The sequence below is a fragment of the Cyanobium sp. PCC 7001 genome (assembly GCF_000155635.1).
Taxonomy (GTDB): domain Bacteria; phylum Cyanobacteriota; class Cyanobacteriia; order PCC-6307; family Cyanobiaceae; genus NIES-981.
In genome coordinates, this window is the sequence record NZ_DS990556.1 from 2,521,581 (window position 1) to 2,542,155 (window position 20,575).

Consider the following 20,575-nt stretch of genomic DNA (forward strand, 5'->3'; position numbering starts at 1 on the left):
CCGAGTTGGTTCACTCCGGGGGCAGCTCCTCGGCCGCAGGGCGCGGAAGGCCGTTGTAGATGATCTGCACCACGGTGCGTCCGTCCCGACTGATCAGCAGCTCGGTCTCCACGGTGGCGGGGAGTTGCAGCTGCTCCCAGCCCGGGCTTCCGCCCAGGAAGCGGAAGGTGTAGCCCGCTTCGCTGCGGCCCACCAGGCAGGGGTTGTTGCTGATGCCCTGGTACATGCACACCGCCGGGCGGTACACGCTCAGTCCGCCGTTGAGCTTGGCGGCCGTGCCCCGGGCCAGGTTGATGGCCCGCTGCAGGCCCATCGCCTCGTTCTTGATCTCCTCGATCCTCTGCAGGGTCTGCCCCGTGAGACTCCCAGGGGAAGGCTCCTGGGCGCGCAGGCCAGGTGGGGAGACCATTCCGGACGCTGCCAGCAGGGCAGCAGTCAGAAGCCAGCTTCCGGAACGTCCCATCGCGCAGTCCGTCGACGCAGTGTCAGTGGAACCAGCCTGGGGTCAGCGCCGGATCACTGGCCTAAGGCTCAGCCACAAACCAGGGTGGCCTGCTCCTGGGTGCACTCCAGATCGCTGGTCTTGCCGTCACCCCAGTAGATCCGCAGCCGCTTGCCCTCGGGGCTGGTGCGGTAGGTGAGGGACTTCACCGGCCCGGCGGGGGGCTTGCCGCTGCTGTCGGCCGCTCCCTTTGGAGTCACCGCGTTGAGCTTCTGCTCCAGCTGCTGGATCTTCACGTTCTGCTGTTCCAGCCGCTGCTGCAGCTGCTGGAGGTCGGTGCTGGCCTTGGGCTGGCAGGCCGCGAGGCCCGTTGCCGCCCCGAGGGCCAGCGCCAGCATCAGCAGCGGACGGGCCGGGCCGAAGGACAGAGGGGCTGGCGACGCCATGCCGGACCGCACGCAGGTAGCCGCACACATAGCTGAGCGGCTGTCGCGGAATCCCTCCCTGCACCCCTCCCGCAACCCCTCTTCACAAACCCCGCAATGTTGTGTTACATTCATGACTGACGGGATTCCGTCCGCGGCCGCCACGCCATCCCTCGCCGTCCTTCCGGGCTGCGGGACTGCTGGCAGTGCCGCCCTACTTACCTGCTCTTCGGAGCACCATTCTCCTGTTCTCATGACCACCACTCTCCAGCAGCGCTCCGGCGCCTCCAGCTGGCAGCAGTTCTGCGAGTGGGTCACCTCCACCAACAACCGCCTCTACGTGGGCTGGTTCGGTGTGCTGATGATCCCCACCCTGCTGGCTGCCACCATCTGCTTCATCGTGGCGTTCATCGCCGCTCCTCCCGTCGACATCGACGGCATCCGTGAGCCCGTGGCCGGCTCGCTGATCTACGGCAACAACATCATCTCCGGTGCTGTTGTGCCCTCCAGCAACGCCATCGGCCTGCACTTCTATCCCATCTGGGAAGCCGCCTCTCTCGATGAGTGGCTGTACAACGGCGGTCCGTACCAGCTGGTTGTCTTCCACTTCCTGATCGGCGTCTTCTGCTACATGGGCCGCGAGTGGGAACTCTCCTACCGCCTCGGCATGCGCCCCTGGATCTGCGTCGCCTACAGCGCCCCCGTGGCTGCTGCCAGCGCCGTGTTCCTGGTGTACCCCTTCGGTCAGGGCTCCTTCTCCGACGGCATGCCCCTCGGCATCAGCGGCACCTTCAACTTCATGCTGGTGTTCCAGGCTGAGCACAACATCCTGATGCACCCCTTCCACATGCTGGGTGTGGCCGGTGTGTTCGGCGGCAGCCTGTTCTCCGCCATGCACGGCTCGCTGGTGACCTCCTCGCTGGTGCGTGAGACCACCGAGAGCGAGAGCCAGAACTACGGCTACAAGTTCGGTCAGGAGGAAGAGACCTACAACATCGTGGCTGCCCACGGTTACTTCGGTCGCCTGATCTTTCAATACGCCAGCTTCAACAACAGCCGCAGCCTGCACTTCTTCCTGGCTGCCTGGCCGGTGGTCGGCATCTGGTTCACCGCCCTGGGCGTGAGCACGATGGCCTTCAACCTGAACGGTTTCAACTTCAACCAGTCGATCCTCGACGGCCAGGGCCGTGTGGTGAACACCTGGGCCGATGTGCTGAACCGCGCCAACCTGGGCATGGAAGTGATGCACGAGCGCAACGCTCACAACTTCCCGCTCGACCTGGCGGCTGCCGAAGCCACCCCCGTGGCGCTGACCGCTCCGGCGATCGGCTGAGGCTGAACGCTTCTGGTTCAACGACGGAATCCTGCAACCCCCCCCCCTCTCAATCGAGGGGGGCTTTTTGTTGGGCAGCCGCGGAGCAACCAGGGGCCCCACCCCACCCCCATGTCACCGAACCTGCTCAGCCAGAGCGGTTGACTGGATTGACATTATTTTAAGTTTCTTGCCGGCATGAAGGTCTGAGTGGCGGGATCGATAAAATTGAAGTGTCTGATGTAGATGCCAGTCAATGCAGTAGCCGAATGCAGTAGTTATTAGAGTAGTTTTAAGATGCGTAATCGTTATATCTGCTGGCTGTAAACTGTATTCATATCAACGCAATGGGAGAAGCCCTATGGGCACGGTATTCACTTTGCGGAAGCCCCTGAAAAGGGCAGTTCTTGGTACCCGGGGGGATGACATAGTTCGGACATCTCCATCAAGGCGGGTGATGGACATCCGCCGTAGAGGGTCGATCAAGCTGCGCGGTGGAGACGACAAGATCAAAGGCCGCTCCAGCATTTTGGTGAAAGGGCTAATCCGAATGGGGGCAGGTCATGATGTGATTACGAGCCAGAAGAATATTGTTATCTATGAGGAAGCAAATAGGGTTAAACTGGGGCGCGGTCATGACATCATTCGATTCAACAAGGGGTGCTTGTGCTTGGAAACGGCTCCAGAGTTAGAGACTGGAAAAGGCAATGACTTGATCACCGGGAACCGCCTAAGACTGGACAATACAGATATGTCAATGGGAGCAGGGAATGACCGTATTGATATCGCGGGCGAAATGACTGGCAATATTACAGGCCTGGGCATGGGTTCAGGTAACGACCATCTTCGGGTTCAAGGCGGCCTGAGGCTTGACTGGACCTTTATTGGTATGGGCTCAGGCAACGACACTGTGAATTTGTTGGGTGGTGGCCTTGATGCCGCCTGGGCTCAGGAAGAATTGCCCACGATTGATCTTGGAGAAGGAGATGATCAGTTCATTGGTTTCGCATCGTCTTTCCCAAATCCGGACCCAGAGAACGGCGGCGGCGGGGAGGCAATACTGATCGGAAATACAGGTATCGACACTGTTGTTCTGCCTACAGGTGTTTACACCGTAGCCCCAACCGAGATAAGGACATCTGTTGCTTCCCTGCCCTTGAATGGATTTGAAGTTATGGGAGGGATTCATGGTGGTCGTTTCCCCTATGCAGCTGGCATTCTCACGGTGGACAACAGTGGCATCGCCTCGTTTGCGGCAGCCGTGGCCTGAGGCCATGTCGAGCAGTGGCAGCTCCTGGATTGGGCGCCGTCAGCGTCTCAGGATCCGGACGCGCTGCTGGACCAGAACAGCCAGGTGGCCAGATCCACGTGCACGGGTCCGACTCCGTGATGGAGACAACTGGCGTCTGGGACCGCGGTGATGGCTTGTTGGCCCGATCCCGACCACGCCAGCGCCGAGGAGCTCGTGGACCAGCTGCAGCTGGCGCCTCATCCGGAGGGAGGCTGGTACCGCGAGCTGCACCGGAGCGTCGCCCAGGTGCGCCGCGAGGACGGGGAGCTGCGCTCGGCGCTCACCCACATCGTCTACCTGCTGGCCGCAGGTGGGCTGAGCCGCTGGCACCGCGTCCGCGGCAGTGATGAGCTCTGGCAGTTCGTCGCCGGGGACCCCCTGGAGCTCTGGACCCTGCCACCGGAGGGAGGGGAGGCCCAGGCCCATTGCCTTGCCCCTCCGGCACTGGCCCACGCTGGCGCTCAAGGCGGGGGCGATGACGGCGTTGCTGATGCCGGCAGTGGCGCGATCGCGTCAGTGCATGTGGTGCCGGCAGGCTGGTGGCAGGCTGCCCGGGCACCCGGCCGCTGGACGCTGGTGAGCTGTGTGGTGGCCCCAGGCTTTGCTTTTGAGGACTTCGATCTGCTCCGTGAACTGCCGGCCTGGCAGCATCCACCTGGTGCGGTGGCTGCGTTGCTCTGACCTGGACAAGGTTGGTCAGCGCCAGGACCTGTCTGCAGGAGCGATTGTGCTGCTGCCAATCCAGCTGCTGGACAACAAGTGAGCCTGCTGCAGTGAGGCAAAACCTGGGAAAAAGCCGGTGACTGGATTTGAACCTGCGACCTACTGATTACGAATCAGTTGCTCTACCGCTGAGCTACACCGGCGCCCCAGCGAAATTAGCATTGTGCCGACAGCCCCCCCCCGCGCACGCCGGCCATGGGACAGCAGCCTCGCCCTCTCGATCCAGACCTGCGGGCGCGCCTGCTTCAGGAGGCACGCACACCCTGGCGAGGATTGCGCCGGGCCCTCTGGTTGGCGTTGGCGGGTTCCGGTGCGGCGGGGCTGGCGGTGATGGCGCTGCGGGGAGCTTCCGGCGACACGGTGGCGTCAGGGGATCTGCTCATCCAGCTCGGGGCCGTTGCCCTCTTCGGCAGCCTGCTCTGGTTCGATCGGAACCGCTCCCCCCTGGTCGAGCGGGACTGATGGCTGCGTGCTGTTGGCGTCGCTGGAGCCGGCGGTGGAGGGGACGGGAGCGGCTGCAGGCTGCTCAGGTTCTCCCGTACCTGGTTCCTCGAAACCTGACGGGTCTGAACCCGCCGGTTCCTCAACCGCTGGTTCTTCAACCGCTGGTGGCTCAACCGCGGCGTCCTCGGCCGAGGGCATCTCCGTAGGCATTTCCGTAGGCATCTCCGTCGGGGCCTCCGGCGTGACCGGTTCCCCCTGGGGACTCTCGACGGCTGCGGATTGCTGGGAAGGCTGCTCCTGCGGGGGGCCTGGCCGAGGCCGGGCAGCGGCTTCGATGACCAGGGGATCCAGCAGCAGCAGCGGCAAGCCCAGGCAGAGGCGCCGCTCCCCGAGCTCCTCAGGGCTCATCGGTTCGGTGGCTTCCGTCTGGTTGGCCGGGCGGGTGAGCAGCCACAGGGCCTGCATCAGCTGCTGCCACTGCCAGAGGAGCACGGTGAGCAGGGGCAGGCTGAGCAGCAGCGCGATGAAGCGGTTGCTGCTGTGGAGGGGGGAGAACCGTGTGGCGAAGGCGGCATGGCTGTCCACTGACCACAGCACGGGCAGCAGCAGCGCCGCCCCGAGCACGGCCAGGAGCTTCGGAGCCCAGCTCTCCTGAAGGCGCGAAAGCCGTCGCTGCAGCTGGCTGCGGCCCCGGATCGGCACCTGGATCAGCAACAGCGAGCAGCAGTCCGGTGGCCGTTGCCAGAACAGCAGGGCGGGCGCCAGCACACCGAGCCCCCACAGCAGCAGGCGCTCCAGCCCCGGCAATGGCCCGGGGTCGGCCCCGGCCAGCAGCAGGAGCAGCAGCAGCAGCTCAAGGGGAATGGCCCCGAGAGCGATGAGCTGTAGCCAGAGCAGGGGCTCGCTGCGGGGTGTCACGACGTCCGGGTCCGGGGCGACGCTCAGGTGGTGAGCGTGCGCCGTTGGGTCACCAGTTTGAACGCTTCGACGCGATCACCCTCCTGCCAGCCGGTGAAACGATCGCAACCGATGCCGCATTCGAAGCCGGTGGCCACTTCCTTGACGTCATCCTTGTTGCGGCGCAGTGAATCCAGATCGCCCTCGAAGACGATCTCCTTCGCCCGCCGCACCCGGATCCTGCAGTTCCGCTGCAGTTTGCCCGTGGTGACGTAGCAGCCCGCCACGGCGCTCTTGCCGATGGTGAAGACGGCGCGCACTTCGGCCTCGCCGAGGGATTCCTCCACCAGCTCCGGCTCCAGCAGGCCTTCCATCGCCAGCTGGATGTCCTCCAGCAGCTTGTAGATCACGTCGTAGTCGCGCACGTCCACACCGGTGGCATCGGCGGCGCGCTTGGCGCCCGGTGCCATCGAGGTGTTGAAGCCCACGATCACGGCGCCGGAGGCGGCGGCCAGGTCCACGTCGGTTTCGGTGATCTCGCCCGGAGCCGAGAGCAGCACCCGCACCTGCACCTCGCCCTGGGGCAGCTGCTCGAGGGAGCCGAGAATCGCCTCCACCGACCCCTGCACGTCCGCCTTGAGGATCAGGTTGAGCTCCTTGAGCTCGCCTTCGCTGGCCTGGCCGGACATCGATGCCAGCGACACCCTGCGGGAGGCCATCTGCTGGGCCAGGCGGGTGGCACGGGCTTCGGTGGCCCGATCCCCCACCACGGCCCGCGCCGTCTTCTCGTCCGGGAACACCTCGAACTCATCCCCCGCGGTGGGCACCTCGCTGAAGCCCAGGGCCTCCACAGCCAGCGATGGGCCGGCCTGCTTCACCCGCTTGCCGGTGTCGTCCACCATGGCCCGCACCTTGCCCAGCACGGGACCGGCGGCGAGCACGTCGCCCGGACGCAGGGTGCCGTTCTGCACCAGCAGCGTGGCCACCGGGCCCTTGGCCTTGTCGAGGTGGGCCTCGATCACCGTGCCCTTGGCCATCCGGTCGGGGTTGGCCTGCAGGTCTTCGAGTTCGGACTGCAGCAGGATCATCTCCAGCAGCTTGTCCACGTTCTCGGCCTTGATGGCGCTCACCGGCACCATCACGGTGGTGCCGCCCCAGTCCTCGGCCACCAGGTCGAGGCCGGAGAGCTCCTGCTTCACCCGCTCGGGGGAGGCCCCTTCCTTGTCGATCTTGTTGATCGCCACCACGATCGGCACCTTGGCGGCGCGGGCGTGGCTGATGGCTTCCAGGGTCTGGGGCCGCACGCCGTCATCGGCGGCCACCACCAGCACCGCCACGTCGGTCACCTTGGTGCCCCGGGCCCGCATGGCCGTGAAGGCCTCGTGGCCGGGGGTGTCGAGGAAGGTGAGCTTGCGGGGCTCGCCGCCGTGCTCGATCTCCACCTGGTAGGCGCCGATGTGCTGGGTGATGCCCCCGGCCTCGCCGGCGGCCACCCGGGTCTTGCGGATGGCGTCCAGCAGGCTGGTCTTGCCATGGTCCACGTGACCCATCACGGTGACCACGGGGGGCCTGCGGATCAGGTGCTCGAGGTCGCTCTCCTCGATCATCTCCACCGTCTTGGCGGCGGCCTCCTCCACGTCGTCCTCGAGCACGGGCACCCCGAACTCCTCGGACACCGCCTCGATCGTTGAGAGGTCGAGGCTCTGGGTGACCGTGGCGATGATGCCCTTGAAGAAGAGGCTCTTGATGATGTCCGAGCTCTCGACACCGAGCTTTTCGGCCAGCTCCTGCACCGTGAGGTTGCCCTCCGGCACGATCAGCATCTCGGGCCGCTGCTGCTTGGCCTCGCGGGAGGCGCGCAGCTCCATGGCCCGACGGCGCTGGCGCTGACGGGTGGTTTCCTTCTTGCGCTTGCGCACGGCCACCGTGGGCCGGGGGGCCGGCGCGGTGCGGGTCTTGGGCTTGCTGGGTCGGGCCAGGCTGGCCTGCAGCACCACCGCTTCCTGCTCACCGGCGTAACCACCGGTCTCGGCGGTGAGGGCATCGTCGTTGTCGCCGATGATGTGGACCTTCGGCCGCTGCCGCTGGGGCGTGCGGCTGCGCAGGGCCTCCAGCTTGGCGCTGTCGTCCCAGTCCGGACGCCGCGGCCGGCCTGCAGGCACCGGGGCCCGGAAGCCGGGGCGGCGCGGTGCCGACGGGGGCGTGGCGGTGGGCCGCACCAGATCGGGCGTGCCCCCCGGGCCGCTGCCGGCCTCGGAGCGGTCGCCGGGACGCCGCGGCGGTGGGGCCGGCGTGCGCCCCGTGGGCTTCTGCAGTTGCATCAGCTCGCCCGGAGCCATCGGCTTGCGCATGCCGGCGGGCATGCCCGGACGGCCCGGCGCCGCCGGGCGGTTGCCACCGCTGCTGTCGCGGCGGATGGGCTTGCCCACCAGCTCCAGGGGTGTGGCTGCGGGCCGGCCACCGCCCTGGCCCGGCCGGCTGGGGGAGGGGGCGCCGCTGCGCTGGGGAGGGGCCGGCCGCTGGCTGGTGGCCGGGCGGCTTCCAGGGGGAGCGGGCCTGTTGCTGCCGCCCTGGGGGCTGATCGGCCGCCCCACGAGCTGGGGCCTGCCGCCTCCGGGGCGGGAGGGCGGCTCGGGTTTGCGGCTGGGGGCTGGGGTGCCGGGTCTGGAGGGACGGGAGGCGATCACCACCGGCGGGCGGGCCGGGGGCGCTGGCTTGGCGGCCGGGCCGGGGCGGTTCACCGGAGCCTGGCTGCCGGGACGGCTGGGGGCCGCCCCGGGCCTGGCGGGTGGGGGCACCGGGGCCGGACGCACCGGCTGTGGCGGTGTGGGGGCGGCAGCGGCGGGCTTGGCCACCGGCTTGGGCGAAGGTTTCGCCACCGGCTTGCCCATCGCTGGCTTGCCGGCGCTGCCGGGAGCGGGGGCGGCCGGTCGCGCTGGGGCCATGGGCTTGCTCGGGGCGGCGGGCCGGGACGGCTGGGCCGGAGCTGCCTGCGGCGGGGCGGGCCGGGCCGGGGCCTCAGGCCGTACGGGAGCGGCAGCTTTCTTCACAGACAGGATGGCCTTGCCCGGGGGCGACGGCGGCGCCGGGGCGGCCTGGCTCGCGCCGTTGCCCCCGGTCTCGATCAGCCGGCGGATCCTGGCAGCCTCGTCGTCACTGATCGAACTGCTGTGGCTCTTGGCCGCCACACCCAGTTTCTCGGCAGCATCCAGCACGTCCTTGTTCTCCAGGCCCAGGTCCCGGGAAAGCTCGTAGATTCTGACTTTGCCGCTGCTGGTCATTCAGGTCTCCAATGGTCCGGGCTCCTGGCCGCCATGGGGGGACAGAAGCACCAGGCCGCACGCGCTCTGCGGCCAGGGTTCATCTTGCCTCAGAGCTTGCCTTGGGGGTTGCCACTGAGGCGGGTTGGGTGCCGGTTGAGCCCGGCTGGCAGGCCAGACGCTGCTCGAGCGCCTCCAGGACAGGGTCCGCCACCGGGCAGCCCAGGGCCCGTTGCAGACGTTTCCTCCGCCTGGCTTCGTCGAGGCACTCCCGCCGGGGACAGAGGTAGGCCGAGCGGCCCATGCCCCGATCCAGCTGAAGGCCACCGGTGGCCAGGCGAACCACCCGCCAGAGCTGACTGCGGTCCATCAGGGCACGACAGGCCACGCAGCGCCTCAGGACGGGTCGGCCGGAGGTCACCGGGCTCCGTCCTCGCTGCCGACCAGTTCGGCCTGCTCCTCCTCCGGTGCGGAGGCCTCGGCCATGGCGGGCTCGTCGTACGCCTGAGGTTCGCTGGCCTCCTCCTGGTAGCCGTCCTCTTGATAGCCCTCCTCGTCCTCGGGCAGGGGATAGAGCTCCCGCAGACGGGCATCTTCCTCAGCCCGCGCAGCCTGCTCGGCGGCCAGTCTGGCCTCGGCTTCGGCGTGCAGAGCCTCCTCCTCCTGGCGGATGGCGATCTGCTCGGCCACGACGGCATCCTCGCTGGCCTGGTCGTATTCGACCGCATTCTTGATGTCGATCTTCCAGCCCGTCAGCCGGGCCGCCAGCCGCACGTTCTGGCCTTCCCGGCCGATGGCCAGGCTGAGCTGGTCGGGGGGAACCAGCACGTGGGCGTGGTGACCGTCCGGGTCCACAAGGCGCACCGCTTCCACCCGGGCCGGGCTGAGGGAGTTGGCGATGTACTGGCCGGGATCCGGTGACCAGCGGATCACGTCGATCTTCTCGCCGCGCAGTTCGTTCACCACCTGCTGAATCCTGGAACCACGGGCGCCGATGCAGGCGCCCACCGGATCCACCTCCCGCTCCACCGAGTCCACGGCCACCTTGGTGCGCGGACCCACCGAGCGGCTGGGGGGGTTGGCTTCCCGGGCCACGGCCACGATCCGCACCGAACCCTCCTGGATCTCCGGCACCTCGTTCTCGAACAAATACACCACCAGACCGGCGTTGGCCCGGCTCACGAACAGCTGGGGGCCGCGGCGCGGCACCTCGCTCACCTCCTTGAGGAACACCTTGAGGGTGGTGTTGGCGCGGTAGTTGTCGTTGGGCAGCTGATCCCGGCGGGGCAGTTCGGCCTCCACCTCGGGCCGGCCGGGGCCGCTGCTCACCGCCATGATCACGCTCTGGCGCTCGAAGCGGACCACCCGGGCGCTCAGCACCGGATCCTCCAGATCGGCGAATTCCTCCTGGATCATCCGGCGCTGCTGGTCGCGGAGTTTCTGGGCCAGCACCTGCTTGGTGGTGGCGGCGGCCATGCGTCCGAAGTCGTCCTTCTCCGGCGTCACATCCAGCACCACCGTGTCGCCGATCTGGGCATCGTCCGCCACCTGCTGCACCTCAGCCAGGGCGATCTGATGGTCCTCGCTCTCCACCTCCTCCACGATGATCTTGGACGCCAGAACCCGGTAACCCTCCTCGTCCAGATCGAGCTGCACATCGAAGTTGGAGAAGTAGTCCTCCTCGAACGGGTCCTCGCTGATGCCGAGGTACAGGGTGCGTCGGTAGCGCTCGTAGCCCTTGAGCAGGGCCTCCCGCAGCGCTGCCTCCACCACGGCTGGCGGCAGCTTCTTTTCCTCGCTGATGTCCTCGATCAGGTTGTTCAGTCCGGGGAGCAGGACCAGGGCCATGGGTGTTCGGTTGTAGGTGATTCAGTTGTGAGGGATGTCGCTGGTGTCCTTCAGGGGCCGGCGCTCGGCGCGACCAGGAGCACCTGGATCACCGACGCGCGGGGAATGCGCTTCGTGCGCCCGCGCATGTTGATCTGAAGCTCGCTCGCGGTGCGCTCCAGCAGGAGGCCCTCGCACCGGGCTTCAGCACCATTGCGGTCAGTGAAGCGTACGGCCACGGGGAACCCGCGGAAACTGCGGAAATCCCGCTCGTCCTGCAACTCGTCGCTGACGCCGGGGCTGCTGATCTCCAGAACGTAGGCCTCCTCCCCCAGAACGCCTGCCGCATCGAACACCTCTCCCAGGGGCGCGCTCAGGGCGGCGCATTCATCCAGGCTGATGTCGCGGCCATCGCCCCGCTGCACGAGCACCTGCAGGGTCATGGGGATGCGGTGGGTGAGCAGGTTCACCTGGCGCAGCTCGAAGCCCAGTTCCGCGCAGACCTTGCCGGCCAGGGTCTCCAGTTCGGGGATCAGGGGATGGGGCACAAGGCTGGAGCGGCGCCGATCGCAGGCCTGGCCCGCACACTCCGGGGCCTGGTTTCACCCTACGGGATCGCCTGGGGTGTCCAGGCTGCCGGCCATGGCGCTGAGATCGATCACCGGCGCCTCGGCGTAGTAGTCGCTGCGCTGCACCGTGCCCCGCAGGCTCGCGTCCTGGTTGAGGCACTGACCTTTCTGCTCGTCGCTGCGAAGGTACTGGCACACCCGCGCCCAGAGCTTGGCGCGGGTGCCAGGGGCTCCCTGGCTGAAGTGCACGAGGTCAGCACCGCCGGGCATGCCCTGAATCTCCACCTGACAGAGGCTGCAACGCTGCCGGGTGCCGGGGGGAATCGCTGCCATGGCCGCCTCTGGGTTCAACAGGCAACTTAGGCGCAGCTGCCTGGGACGAGATGCGTGTGCTGCAGCTCAGCGATCCCCACCTGCTGGCCGCTCCTAGGGGCTCCTACCGCGGTCGCCGGCCCATGGACTGTCTGGCCCAGGCCCTGCGCGAATCCCTGGTCCAGCTGCCCCATCCTCCGGATCTGCTGCTGCTCAGCGGCGATCTCTGCCAGGACGAAAGCCTGGGAGGCTACGTGAATCTCCGCAGGCTGGTGGAGCCCCTGGCGATCCCCCTGGCCCTGCTTCCGGGCAACCACGACCATCCCCAGCTGCTGCGGGCGGCCCTGGGCCCTCGGGCCAGCGCGATCGCCCCGGCGCTGCTGGAGCTCCAGGGCGCCCGCCTGCTGCTGCTCGACAGCCACAAGGCCGGCGCCACGGCCGGCTGGCTGGGCCAGGCCCAGATGGGCTGGCTGGCCCACCAGCTGGAAGGACTGGAGCAGGCCGCCGTTCGGCTCCCCCTGCTGGTGGCGGTGCACCATCCCCCCGTGCCGATCGGTGATCCGGTGATGGACGCCATCGGTTTGCTGGATGGCGCGGAGCTGCTGGAACGGCTGCTGCCGGTGGAGGACCTGGTGGCCGTGGTGTTCGGCCACATCCACCAGCACTGGGCGGGGAGCCTGCCCGGACGGCCCGAGGTGCCCCTGCTGGGCTGCCCCTCCACCCTCTGCAGCTTCGGCCCCGTGCAGCCCTGTCCCCTCGGCCGCCCCGACGATCCCGGCGGCCGCCTGCTTGAGGCCGGCGGGTTCCCGGGCGCGGCCCAGGGCGGTTTCCAGCAGACACTGCTGCGCTGGCTCCCTCCCTAGCCTCAGGGATCAGTTGTCGGCGCCAGGTCGTGCGAGTTGCTGCCATCGGCTCTGCCCAGTCCAGCGGCCAGTCCTCCAGCCAGCTCCCTGGTCAGCCGCCGGCACCGGTTCGGTGGCCTGGCCCGGTTGCGGCCCTGGCACTGGCCCTGGCGCTGGTGGTCCAGCTGCTGGACGCGCCTGCGGCCTGGGCGGCGATGCCCCCCGGGGCCGGCCACAGCTTCGTGGCCGAGGCCGCCCGGGCGGTGGCCCCGGCGGTGGTGAGGATCGACATCGAGCGCGACGTGGCCCGCCAGCCCTTCGATCCTGCGCTCCTGGATCCCCTGCTGCGTGATCTGTTCGGTGACCCGTCCGGCAGCATGCGGGAGCGGGGCCAGGGATCCGGGGTGGTGGTGGACGCCGGCCGCGGGCTGGTGCTCACCAATGCCCATGTGGTCGACCAGGTGGACCGGGTCGAGGTGACCCTCGCCGACGGCCGTCAGCGGGACGCGGAGGTGGTCGGAAGCGATCCCGTCACCGATCTGGCCCTGGTGCGGATCCGCGGCGCCGACGACCTGAGCGCCGCCCCGCTTGGCGATTCCGAAGCCCTGGAGGTGGGCGACTGGGCCATCGCCCTCGGCAGTCCCTACGGCCTGCAGCGCACGGTGACCCTCGGCATCGTGAGCAGCCTGCACCGCGACATCAACAGCCTCGGCTTCGCCGACAAGCGGCTCGATCTGATCCAGACCGACGCGGCCATCAACCCCGGCAACTCGGGCGGGCCCCTGATCAACGCCGCCGGCGAGGTGATCGGCATCAACACCCTGGTGCGTTCAGGGCCTGGCGCCGGCCTCGGTTTCGCCATCCCGATCAACCTGGCCAAACGGGTCGCCGATCAGCTGGCGGCCGGTGGTGAGGTGGTGCATCCCTATCTGGGCCTCCAGCTGGTGCCGCTCACCGCCCGCCGGGCCCGGGACAACAACCGCGACCCTGACGCGCTGCTGCAGCTGCCCGAGCGCGATGGCGCCCTGGTGCAGCGGGTGCTGCCGGCCAGTCCGGCCGAGACCGCCGGACTGCGGCGGGGTGATCTGGTGGTGGCGGTGGCGGACGAACCCGTTCGCGACCCGGCGGCCCTGCTGCAGCAGGTGGAGCGTTCGGAGGTGGGGCAGCCCCTGGCCCTCACCGTGGTGCGGGGTCGGCGCGAGCTGAGCCTCTCCATCCGCCCCGCCGCCCTGCCCCGGGCCGGCTGATTTCAGGGCCGCAGGGGCCACTGCTACGGTCGCGGCCCGTTTGCCGCGCCGTGATGTCAGATCTGCAGGACCGGATGAAGCAGGCCGTTGCCCTGGCGGCCACCGAGCAGATCCAGAGCGGCATGGTGGTGGGGCTGGGTTCGGGCTCCACCGCGGCCCTGATGATCCAGGCCCTCGGCGCCCGGCTGCGCAGCGGCGCGCTCACCGACATCACCGGCGTCACCACGTCGTTCCAGGGGGAGGTGCTCGCCGCGGAGCTGGGCATTCCGCTCAAGAGCCTCAATGCCATCTCCCGCATCGACCTGGCCATCGACGGTGCCGATGAGGTGGATCCCTCCTTCCAGCTGATCAAGGGGGGTGGGGCCTGCCACGTGCAGGAGAAGCTGGTGGCCCGCCGGGCCGACCGGTTCGTGGTGGTGGTGGATGCCACCAAGCTGGTGGACACGCTCAACCTGGGCTTCCTGCTGCCGGTGGAGGTGCTCCCGGGGGCCTGGCGCCAGGTGCAGGCCGATTTGGAGGCCCTCGGCGGCGAGGCCCAGCTGCGGATGGCGGTCCGCAAGGCCGGCCCTGTGGTGACGGATCAGGGCAATCTGGTGCTGGATGCGCGCTTTGCCGGAGGCATCACCGATCCCGTGGCCTTGGAGCAGCAGATCAACAACCTGCCGGGGGTGCTGGAGAACGGGCTCTTCGTCAACCTCACTGACCAGGTGCTGGTGGGGGAGATCGAGGCTGATCAGCCCCGGGTGCGGGATCTCGCCCGTCGTTGAGTCGCCAGGATTCAGCGGGCTGGTGCGCTGAGCCGCAGGCGCACCGAAGCGGCATGGCTGTGCAGCCCTTCGCTCTCGGCCAGGGTGACCACGGCTTCGGCGGTGGCCTCCAGGGCTTCTCGGTTGAAGCGGATCAGGGAGGTGTGCCTCAGGAAGGTCTCCACACTCAGGGCACCGGCGAAGCGGGCGGTTCCAGAGGTGGGCAGGGTGTGGTTGGGACCGGCGAGGTAGTCCCCCACGGCCTCCGGGGTGTGGGGCCCCATGAAGATGGCGCCGGCATGCTGGATCCGATCCGCCAGGCCCTCCGGGTCCTCCACCAGCAGTTCGAGGTGCTCGGGGGCGAAACGATCGCTGAGGGTGGCTGCCGCATCCAGATCCGCGCAGACCACGATCAGGCCCCAGTCCTCGATGGCGCGGCGGGTGATCGCCTCGCGGGGATGGCCGCACAACTGGGCCTCGATCGCCACCGGCACGGCGGCCGCCAGGGTCTCGCTGGTGGTGAGCAGGATGGCCGCCGCCAGCGGATCGTGCTCCGCCTGGGCCAGCAGGTCCGCCGCCACCTGATCGGCGCCGGCCGTGTGGTCGGCGATCACCAGCACCTCACTGGGGCCCGCCAGGGAGTCGATCGCCACCTGGCCGAACACCGCCTTCTTGGCCAGGGTCACGTAGAGATTGCCGGGGCCGCTGATCACGTCCACGCGGGGGATGGAGGCCGTGCCGTAGGCCAGGGCCCCGATCGCCTGAGCCCCGCCCACCCGGTAGATCTCCTCGATGCCGGCCAGGTGGGCCGCCGCCAGCACCGTGGAATTCGGCAGGCCACCCGGCCCTGGTGGGGTGACCATCACCAGCCGCTGAACGCCCGCCACGGCCGCGGGCACGGCGTTCATCAGCACCGTGCTGGGGTAGGAGGCACGGCCGCCCGGCACGTACAGCCCGGCCCGCTCCACGGGCCGCCAGCGGCGTCCGAGCTTCTCCCCGTAGGGACCGTTCACCGCCAGGTCCTGCGGCAGCTGCCGCTGATGGAAATCGAGAATCCGCTCGTGGGCCAGGGTCAGGGCCTTCTGGAGCGGAGCCGGACACTGTTCCCATGCCGCGGCCAGCTGGTCGCGGGGGATGCGCAGGGGATCCGGGCGCACGCCGTCGAACTGCTCCGTGAGGCTGAGCAGCGCCTCATCCCCCTCCCGCCGTACCCGATCGAGGATGGCGTCCACCCGCCGGGCCGCGTCCTGGCTCTGGGCCGATCCGGTCCGGGCGGCGATGGCCTCCAACCGTTCGGCGGCCGCTGCCGGGTCCCGCAGGCAGGTGAGGGCGATGGCGGTGGGTGCGGCGGCCACAGGAGGCTCGTGAGGGAACCTTCAAACTAGTGGTCGGCACGTGGTCGGCTCGTAGTCGGCCGCGGCAGATCCCCCGCGATGGAAGGCCGGAAGGTACGATCGGCGATTGCCGAATCAGCGTCCGTCCGCCTGTGGCCAATAACAAGTCTTCGAAGAAGCGCATCGAGATCGCCGAGCGCAACCGACTGCGCAACCGCAGCTACAGGTCTGCGCTGCGCACCCTGATGAAGCGCTGTTTCACGGCCTGCAGCGCCTATGTCCAGGCCCCCGCGGAGGGCGACAAGGAGGCCGTGCAGCAGAGCATGAGCGCCGCGTTCAGCAAGATCGACAAGGCAGTCAAGGTGGGCGCGCTGCACCGCAACACCGGGGCCCACCAGAAGTCCAGGCTCAGCGCCGCCGTGAAGCAGGCCATCGAGCCCGCCTCCACCAGCGTCTGAAGGGTGCACCGGGCGGGCTGATCGGCCTTGGTGATCCACCCCCTGCTCGTGTCCCCCACCCCATGACCCCCCAAGCCAACGCTGCAACGGTCCAGCCCTCGGCAGAGCTCTCGGAAGAGCTGCCGTCCCAGCCGCCAGCCCAGCTGATCGATTCCCACTGCCACATCGTCTTCCGCAACTTCGAGGACGACCTGGACGCCGTGGTGCAGCGCTGGCGCGAGGCGGGTGTGGTGGGTCTGGTCCATGCCTGCGTCGAGCCCGCCGAGATCCCCGCCATCCGGGCCCTCGCCGACCGCTTCCCCGAGATGCGCTATTCCGTGGGCGTCCATCCGCTCGATACCGAGCACTGGCAAGCGGAAACCGCCCAGGTGCTGCGGCAGGCGGCCCTGAGCGACCGCCGCGTTGTGGCCATCGGCGAGCTGGGCCTCGATCTGTTCCGTGACAAGAACCTCGAGGAGCAGCTGGCCGTGCTCCGTCCCCAGCTCGATCTGGCCTGCGAGCTGGATCTGCCCGTGATCGTGCACTGCCGCGACGCGGCGGCCCCGATGCTGGAGGAGCTGCGGGTGCGGGCCGCTCAGGGACGCTGCCCCCGGGGGGTGATGCACTGCTGGGGCGGCACGCCCATGGAGATGGAGGCCTTTCTGGAGCTCGGCCTCTACATCAGTTTTAGTGGGGTCGTCACCTTCCCGAAAGCCGAGGACACCCACACCTGCGCCCGCCGGGTGCCGGCCGACCGCTACCTGGTCGAGACCGACTGTCCCTTCCTGGCGCCGGTGCCGCGGCGGGGCAAGCGCAACGAGCCGGCCTACGTGGCGGCCGTGGCTGCCCGGGTGGCCGAACTGCGTGGGGAGTCCCTCGCCACCGTGGCCCGCACCAGCACGGCCAACGCCAGGCGGCTGTTCGCCTTGCCCCAGGCAGGTGACAATGTATGATGCTTCATTGGCCTGGAAGCGAAAGCGCTCCTTGTTGTCAACGCCTGCAGTCTTGACCCGATCCCGCTAAGTGCGCCCGCCGGGCAGCCGTTCCCCCCTGGGGAGCGGCTGTTCGCGTGGTTTGCCGTGGATTCCACCAGCTGACAGAGCCGACCGGCCACCCCCTCCACATCCGTTCCTGCAGGTTCACCGCATGAGCAGCGCGATCCAGGTCGCCAAGACCGCCACTTACCTGCCCGATCTGGTGGAGGTACAGCGTGCGAGCTTCAAATGGTTCCTGGAGAAGGGGCTGATCGAAGAGCTGGAGAGCTTCTCGCCCATCACCGACTACACCGGCAAGCTGGAGCTGCACTTCATCGGCAGTGAGTACCGCCTGAAGCGGCCCCGCCATGACGTGGAGGAAGCCAAGCGGCGTGACGCCACCTTCGCGTCCCAGATGTATGTCACCTGCCGGCTGGTCAACAAGGAAACCGGCGAGATCAAGGAGCAGGAGGTGTTCATCGGCGAACTCCCGCTGATGACCGAGCGCGGCACGTTCATCATCAACGGCGCTGAGCGCGTGATCGTGAATCAGATCGTGCGTTCTCCTGGCGTTTACTTCAAGGATGAGCAGGACAAGAACGGCCGCAAGACCTTCAATGCCAGCCTGATCCCCAACAGGGGCGCCTGGCTGAAGTTCGAAACCGACAAGAACGATCTTCTCCACGTACGCGTCGACAAAACCCGCAAGATCAACGCCCACGTGTTGATGCGGGCCATCGGTCTCACCGACAACGATGTTCTCGACAAGCTCCGTCACCCGGAGTACTACCAGAAGTCGATCGAGTCGGCCAACGACGAGGGCATCTCATCGGAAGACCAGGCCCTGCTGGAGCTCTACAAGAAGCTGCGCCCCGGTGAGCCGCCCTCGGTGAGCGGTGGCCAGAGCCTGCTGCACAGCCGCTTCTTCGATCCCAAGCGCTACGACCTTGGCCGGGTGGGCCGCTACAAGATCAACAAGAAGCTGCGTCTCACCATCCCCGACGCCGTGCGCACCCTCACGCCCGAGGATGTGCTCAGCACCATCGACTACCTCATCAACCTTGAGCTCGATGTGGGTGGCGCCAGCCTCGACGACATCGACCACCTCGGCAACCGCCGGGTGCGCTCGGTGGGCGAGCTGCTCCAGAACCAGGTGCGGGTGGGTCTGAACCGATTGGAGCGGATCATCAAGGAGCGGATGACCGTCGGCGAGACCGAATCCCTGACCCCGGCCCAGCTGGTGAACCCCAAGCCGCTGGTGGCGGCGATCAAGGAGTTCTTCGGCTCCAGCCAGCTCAGCCAGTTCATGGATCAGACCAATCCGCTGGCGGAACTCACCCACAAGCGCCGCATCAGCGCCCTCGGCCCCGGGGGCCTCACCCGTGAGCGGGCCGGCTTCGCCGTGCGCGACATCCACCCCTCCCACTACGGCCGCATCTGCCCGATCGAAACGCCTGAGGGTCCGAATGCCGGCCTGATCGGCTCGCTCGCCACCCATGCCCGGGTGAATGAGTACGGCTTCATCGAAACCCCGTTCTGGAAGGTGGAGGAGGGCATCGTGCTCAAGCAGGGCGATCCCATCTATCTCTCCGCCGACCTGGAGGACGAGTGCCGCGTGGCGCCAGGCGACGTGCCGACCGACGCCGACGGGCGCATCACGGCCGACCTCGTGCCCGTGCGCTACCGCCAGGATTTCGAAAAGGTGCCGCCCGAGCAGGTGGATTTCGTGCAGCTCTCACCGGTGCAGGTGATCTCCGTGGCCACCTCGCTGATTCCCTTCCTCGAGCACGACGACGCCAACCGCGCCCTGATGGGCTCCAACATGCAGCGTCAGGCCGTGCCCTTGCTGCGTCCGGAGCGCCCGCTGGTGGGCACGGGCCTGGAAACCCAGGTGGCCCGCGACTCTGGCATGGTGCCGATCACCCGGGTCAACGGCACCGTCACCTATGTGGATGCCACCGCCATCGTCATCCGCGACGAAGACGGGGTGGATCACACCCACTACCTGCAGAAGTACCAGCGCTCCAACCAGGACACCTGCCTGAATCAGCGCCCGATCGTGCAGCAGGGTGATCAGGTGATCGCCGGCCAGGTGCTGGCCAACGGCTCCGCCTGCGAGGGCGGCGAGATCGCCCTGGGTCAGAACGTGCTGATCGCCTACATGCCCTGGGAGGGCTACAACTACGAGGATGCCATCCTCGTGAGCGAGCGGCTCGTCACCGATGATCTCTACACCTCGGTGCACATCGAGAAGTACGAGATCGAAGCCCGCCAGACCAAGCTCGGCCCCGAGGAGATCACCCGGGAGATCCCCAACGTCGCCGAGGAGAGCCTCGGCAACCTCGACGAGATGGGCATCATCCGCGTGGGTGCCTTCGTCGAGAGCGGCGACATCCTCGTCGGCAAGGTGACCCCCAAGGGTGAATCCGACCAGCCGCCCGAGGAGAAACTGCTCCGTGCCATCTTCGGCGAGAAGGCCCGCGATGTGCGCGACAACTCCCTGCGGGTGCCCAGCACCGAGCGTGGCCGCGTGGTGGACGTGCGCATCTACACCCGCGAGCAGGGTGATGAGCTGCCGCCCGGCGCCAACATGGTGGTGCGGGTCTATGTGGCCAAGCGCCTCAAGATCCAGGTGGGCGACAAGATGGCCGGCCGCCACGGCAACAAGGGCATCATCAGCCGCATCCTCCCCCGCGAGGACATGCCCTACCTGCCCGATGGCACCCCCATCGACATCGTGCTCAACCCCCTCGGCGTGCCCAGCCGCATGAACGTGGGCCAGGTGTTCGAGTGCCTGATGGGCTGGGCGTCCTCCCATCTGGGCTGCCGCGTCAAGGTGGTGCCCTTCGATGAGATGCACGGCGCCGAGAAGTCGAAGCAGACGGTGCAGGCCTTCCTCGAGGAAGCCGCCAGCCTGCCTGGCAAGGACTGGGTCTACGACCCGGAGAATCCCGGCAAGATCCAGCTGATCGACGGCCGCACCGGCGAACCGTTCGACCAGCCGGTCACCGTGGGCTTCGCCCACATCCTCAAGCTGGTGCACCTGGTGGACGACAAGATCCACGCCCGCTCCACCGGCCCCTACTCCCTCGTCACCCAGCAGCCCCTGGGCGGCAAGGCCCAGCAGGGCGGTCAGCGGCTCGGGGAGATGGAAGTGTGGGCCCTCGAGGCCTACGGCGCCGCCTACACCCTGCAGGAGCTGCTCACCGTCAAGTCCGACGACATGCAGGGCCGCAACGAGGCGCTCAACGCCATCGTCAAGGGCAAGCCGATTCCCCGCCCCGGTACGCCGGAGTCGTTCAAGGTGCTGATGCGCGAGCTCCAGTCCCTCGGTCTCGACATCGCCGTCTACACCGACGCCGGCGAGGAAGTGGACCTGATGCAGGACGTGAATCCCCGCCGCAGCACCCCCAGCCGGCCCACCTACGAGTCCCTCGGCGTCGCGGATTACGACGACGACTGATCGCTGATCGATTCGGATCGCCTGACGGCC

Annotated in this window: 19 protein-coding genes and 1 tRNA gene; 10 read left to right on the plus strand and 10 right to left on the minus strand. The window is 68.0% G+C overall.

Annotation, left to right across the window (positions count from 1 at the left end):
* Window positions 1-10: 10 nt before the first annotated feature.
* Entirely contained in the window at window positions 11-409 is a 399-nt protein-coding gene (locus CPCC7001_RS12355; protein WP_006909501.1) for a hypothetical protein, read from the minus strand.
* A 122-nt stretch (window positions 410-531) separates the two neighbouring features.
* Window positions 532-888 (minus strand): hypothetical protein, encoded by a 357-nt coding sequence (locus CPCC7001_RS12360; RefSeq protein WP_050757140.1) that lies wholly within the window; start codon window positions 886-888, stop codon window positions 532-534.
* A 232-nt stretch (window positions 889-1,120) separates the two neighbouring features.
* Between CPCC7001_RS12360 and psbA the strand changes: the two genes are divergently transcribed.
* From psbA to CPCC7001_RS12370, 3 genes are all read left to right on the plus strand, one after another.
* Window positions 1,121-2,200 (plus strand): photosystem II q(b) protein, encoded by a 1,080-nt coding sequence (gene psbA / locus CPCC7001_RS12365; RefSeq protein ID WP_006909897.1) that lies wholly within the window; start codon window positions 1,121-1,123, stop codon window positions 2,198-2,200.
* Between the two features lie 436 nt (window positions 2,201-2,636).
* Complete coding sequence (locus CPCC7001_RS15330; protein ID WP_006909186.1) at window positions 2,637-3,449, plus strand: hypothetical protein; 813 nt, start codon at window positions 2,637-2,639, stop codon at window positions 3,447-3,449.
* Window positions 3,450-3,599: 150 nt separating this feature from the next.
* Entirely contained in the window at window positions 3,600-4,151 is a 552-nt protein-coding gene (locus CPCC7001_RS12370) for a cupin domain-containing protein (RefSeq protein ID WP_043369099.1), read from the plus strand.
* Window positions 4,152-4,264: 113 nt separating this feature from the next.
* Here the strand turns inward: CPCC7001_RS12370 and CPCC7001_RS12375 are convergent.
* A tRNA-Thr gene (locus CPCC7001_RS12375) sits at window positions 4,265-4,336 on the minus strand.
* Window positions 4,337-4,388: 52 nt separating this feature from the next.
* Between CPCC7001_RS12375 and CPCC7001_RS14650 the strand changes: the two genes are divergently transcribed.
* Entirely contained in the window at window positions 4,389-4,655 is a 267-nt protein-coding gene (locus CPCC7001_RS14650) for a DUF3493 domain-containing protein (protein WP_071778319.1), read from the plus strand.
* Here CPCC7001_RS14650 and CPCC7001_RS12380 read toward each other — a convergent pair.
* The 6 genes from CPCC7001_RS12380 to CPCC7001_RS12405 form a co-directional block, all read right to left on the minus strand.
* On the minus strand, window positions 4,560-5,555 hold the full coding sequence (locus tag CPCC7001_RS12380; protein WP_006910386.1) for a low-complexity tail membrane protein: 996 nt from the start codon (window positions 5,553-5,555) through the stop codon (window positions 4,560-4,562). The two genes, CPCC7001_RS14650 and CPCC7001_RS12380, sit on opposite strands and share 96 nt — an antisense overlap.
* A 23-nt stretch (window positions 5,556-5,578) precedes the next feature.
* The gene (infB, locus tag CPCC7001_RS12385) at window positions 5,579-8,815 is read right to left on the minus strand and encodes a translation initiation factor IF-2 (protein WP_006909050.1); all 3,237 of its coding nucleotides are present in this window, start codon (window positions 8,813-8,815) and stop codon (window positions 5,579-5,581) included.
* Window positions 8,816-8,894: 79 nt separating this feature from the next.
* Window positions 8,895-9,215 carry a YlxR family protein gene (locus tag CPCC7001_RS12390; RefSeq protein ID WP_156796781.1) on the minus strand — a complete coding sequence of 107 codons (321 nt, stop codon included), beginning with the start codon at window positions 9,213-9,215 and terminating at the stop codon, window positions 8,895-8,897.
* Window positions 9,212-10,642: a transcription termination factor NusA gene (gene nusA, locus CPCC7001_RS12395; RefSeq protein ID WP_006910737.1), complete on the minus strand. Its 1,431-nt coding sequence runs from the start codon at window positions 10,640-10,642 to the stop codon at window positions 9,212-9,214. Before nusA ends, CPCC7001_RS12390 begins: the two co-directional genes overlap by 4 nt.
* A 50-nt stretch (window positions 10,643-10,692) precedes the next feature.
* A complete protein-coding gene (locus tag CPCC7001_RS12400; RefSeq protein ID WP_006910029.1) occupies window positions 10,693-11,169 on the minus strand; it encodes a ribosome assembly cofactor RimP in 477 nt (158 codons plus the stop codon).
* Between the two features lie 54 nt (window positions 11,170-11,223).
* On the minus strand, window positions 11,224-11,523 hold the full coding sequence (locus CPCC7001_RS12405; RefSeq protein ID WP_043369100.1) for a hypothetical protein: 300 nt from the start codon (window positions 11,521-11,523) through the stop codon (window positions 11,224-11,226).
* 50 nt (window positions 11,524-11,573) lie between these two features.
* On the opposite strand from CPCC7001_RS12405, the gene CPCC7001_RS12410 reads away from it, so the two are divergent.
* The 3 genes from CPCC7001_RS12410 to rpiA all read left to right on the plus strand — a co-directional run bounded on the left by CPCC7001_RS12410 (window position 11,574) and on the right by rpiA (window position 14,358).
* Window positions 11,574-12,365 (plus strand): metallophosphoesterase, encoded by a 792-nt coding sequence (locus tag CPCC7001_RS12410; protein WP_043369103.1) that lies wholly within the window; start codon window positions 11,574-11,576, stop codon window positions 12,363-12,365.
* Between the two features lie 194 nt (window positions 12,366-12,559).
* Window positions 12,560-13,591 carry a trypsin-like peptidase domain-containing protein gene (locus CPCC7001_RS12415; RefSeq protein ID WP_083782687.1) on the plus strand — a complete coding sequence of 344 codons (1,032 nt, stop codon included), beginning with the start codon at window positions 12,560-12,562 and terminating at the stop codon, window positions 13,589-13,591.
* A gap of 53 nt (window positions 13,592-13,644) precedes the next feature.
* Complete coding sequence (gene rpiA, locus CPCC7001_RS12420; protein WP_006910598.1) at window positions 13,645-14,358, plus strand: ribose-5-phosphate isomerase RpiA; 714 nt, start codon at window positions 13,645-13,647, stop codon at window positions 14,356-14,358.
* A gap of 11 nt (window positions 14,359-14,369) precedes the next feature.
* Here rpiA and hisD read toward each other — a convergent pair whose 3' ends face one another.
* The gene (gene hisD, locus CPCC7001_RS12425; protein WP_006910681.1) at window positions 14,370-15,692 is read right to left on the minus strand and encodes a histidinol dehydrogenase; all 1,323 of its coding nucleotides are present in this window, start codon (window positions 15,690-15,692) and stop codon (window positions 14,370-14,372) included.
* A 131-nt stretch (window positions 15,693-15,823) separates the two neighbouring features.
* On the opposite strand from hisD, the gene rpsT reads away from it, so the two are divergent.
* From rpsT to rpoB, 3 genes are all read left to right on the plus strand, one after another.
* Complete coding sequence (gene rpsT / locus CPCC7001_RS12430) at window positions 15,824-16,129, plus strand: 30S ribosomal protein S20 (RefSeq protein ID WP_006909639.1); 306 nt, start codon at window positions 15,824-15,826, stop codon at window positions 16,127-16,129.
* Window positions 16,130-16,191: 62 nt separating this feature from the next.
* The gene (locus CPCC7001_RS12435) at window positions 16,192-17,061 is read left to right on the plus strand and encodes a TatD family hydrolase (protein ID WP_006909787.1); all 870 of its coding nucleotides are present in this window, start codon (window positions 16,192-16,194) and stop codon (window positions 17,059-17,061) included.
* 193 nt (window positions 17,062-17,254) lie between these two features.
* Entirely contained in the window at window positions 17,255-20,545 is a 3,291-nt protein-coding gene (rpoB, locus tag CPCC7001_RS12440) for a DNA-directed RNA polymerase subunit beta (protein WP_006909223.1), read from the plus strand.
* The last annotated feature ends 30 nt before the right edge of the window (window positions 20,546-20,575 follow it).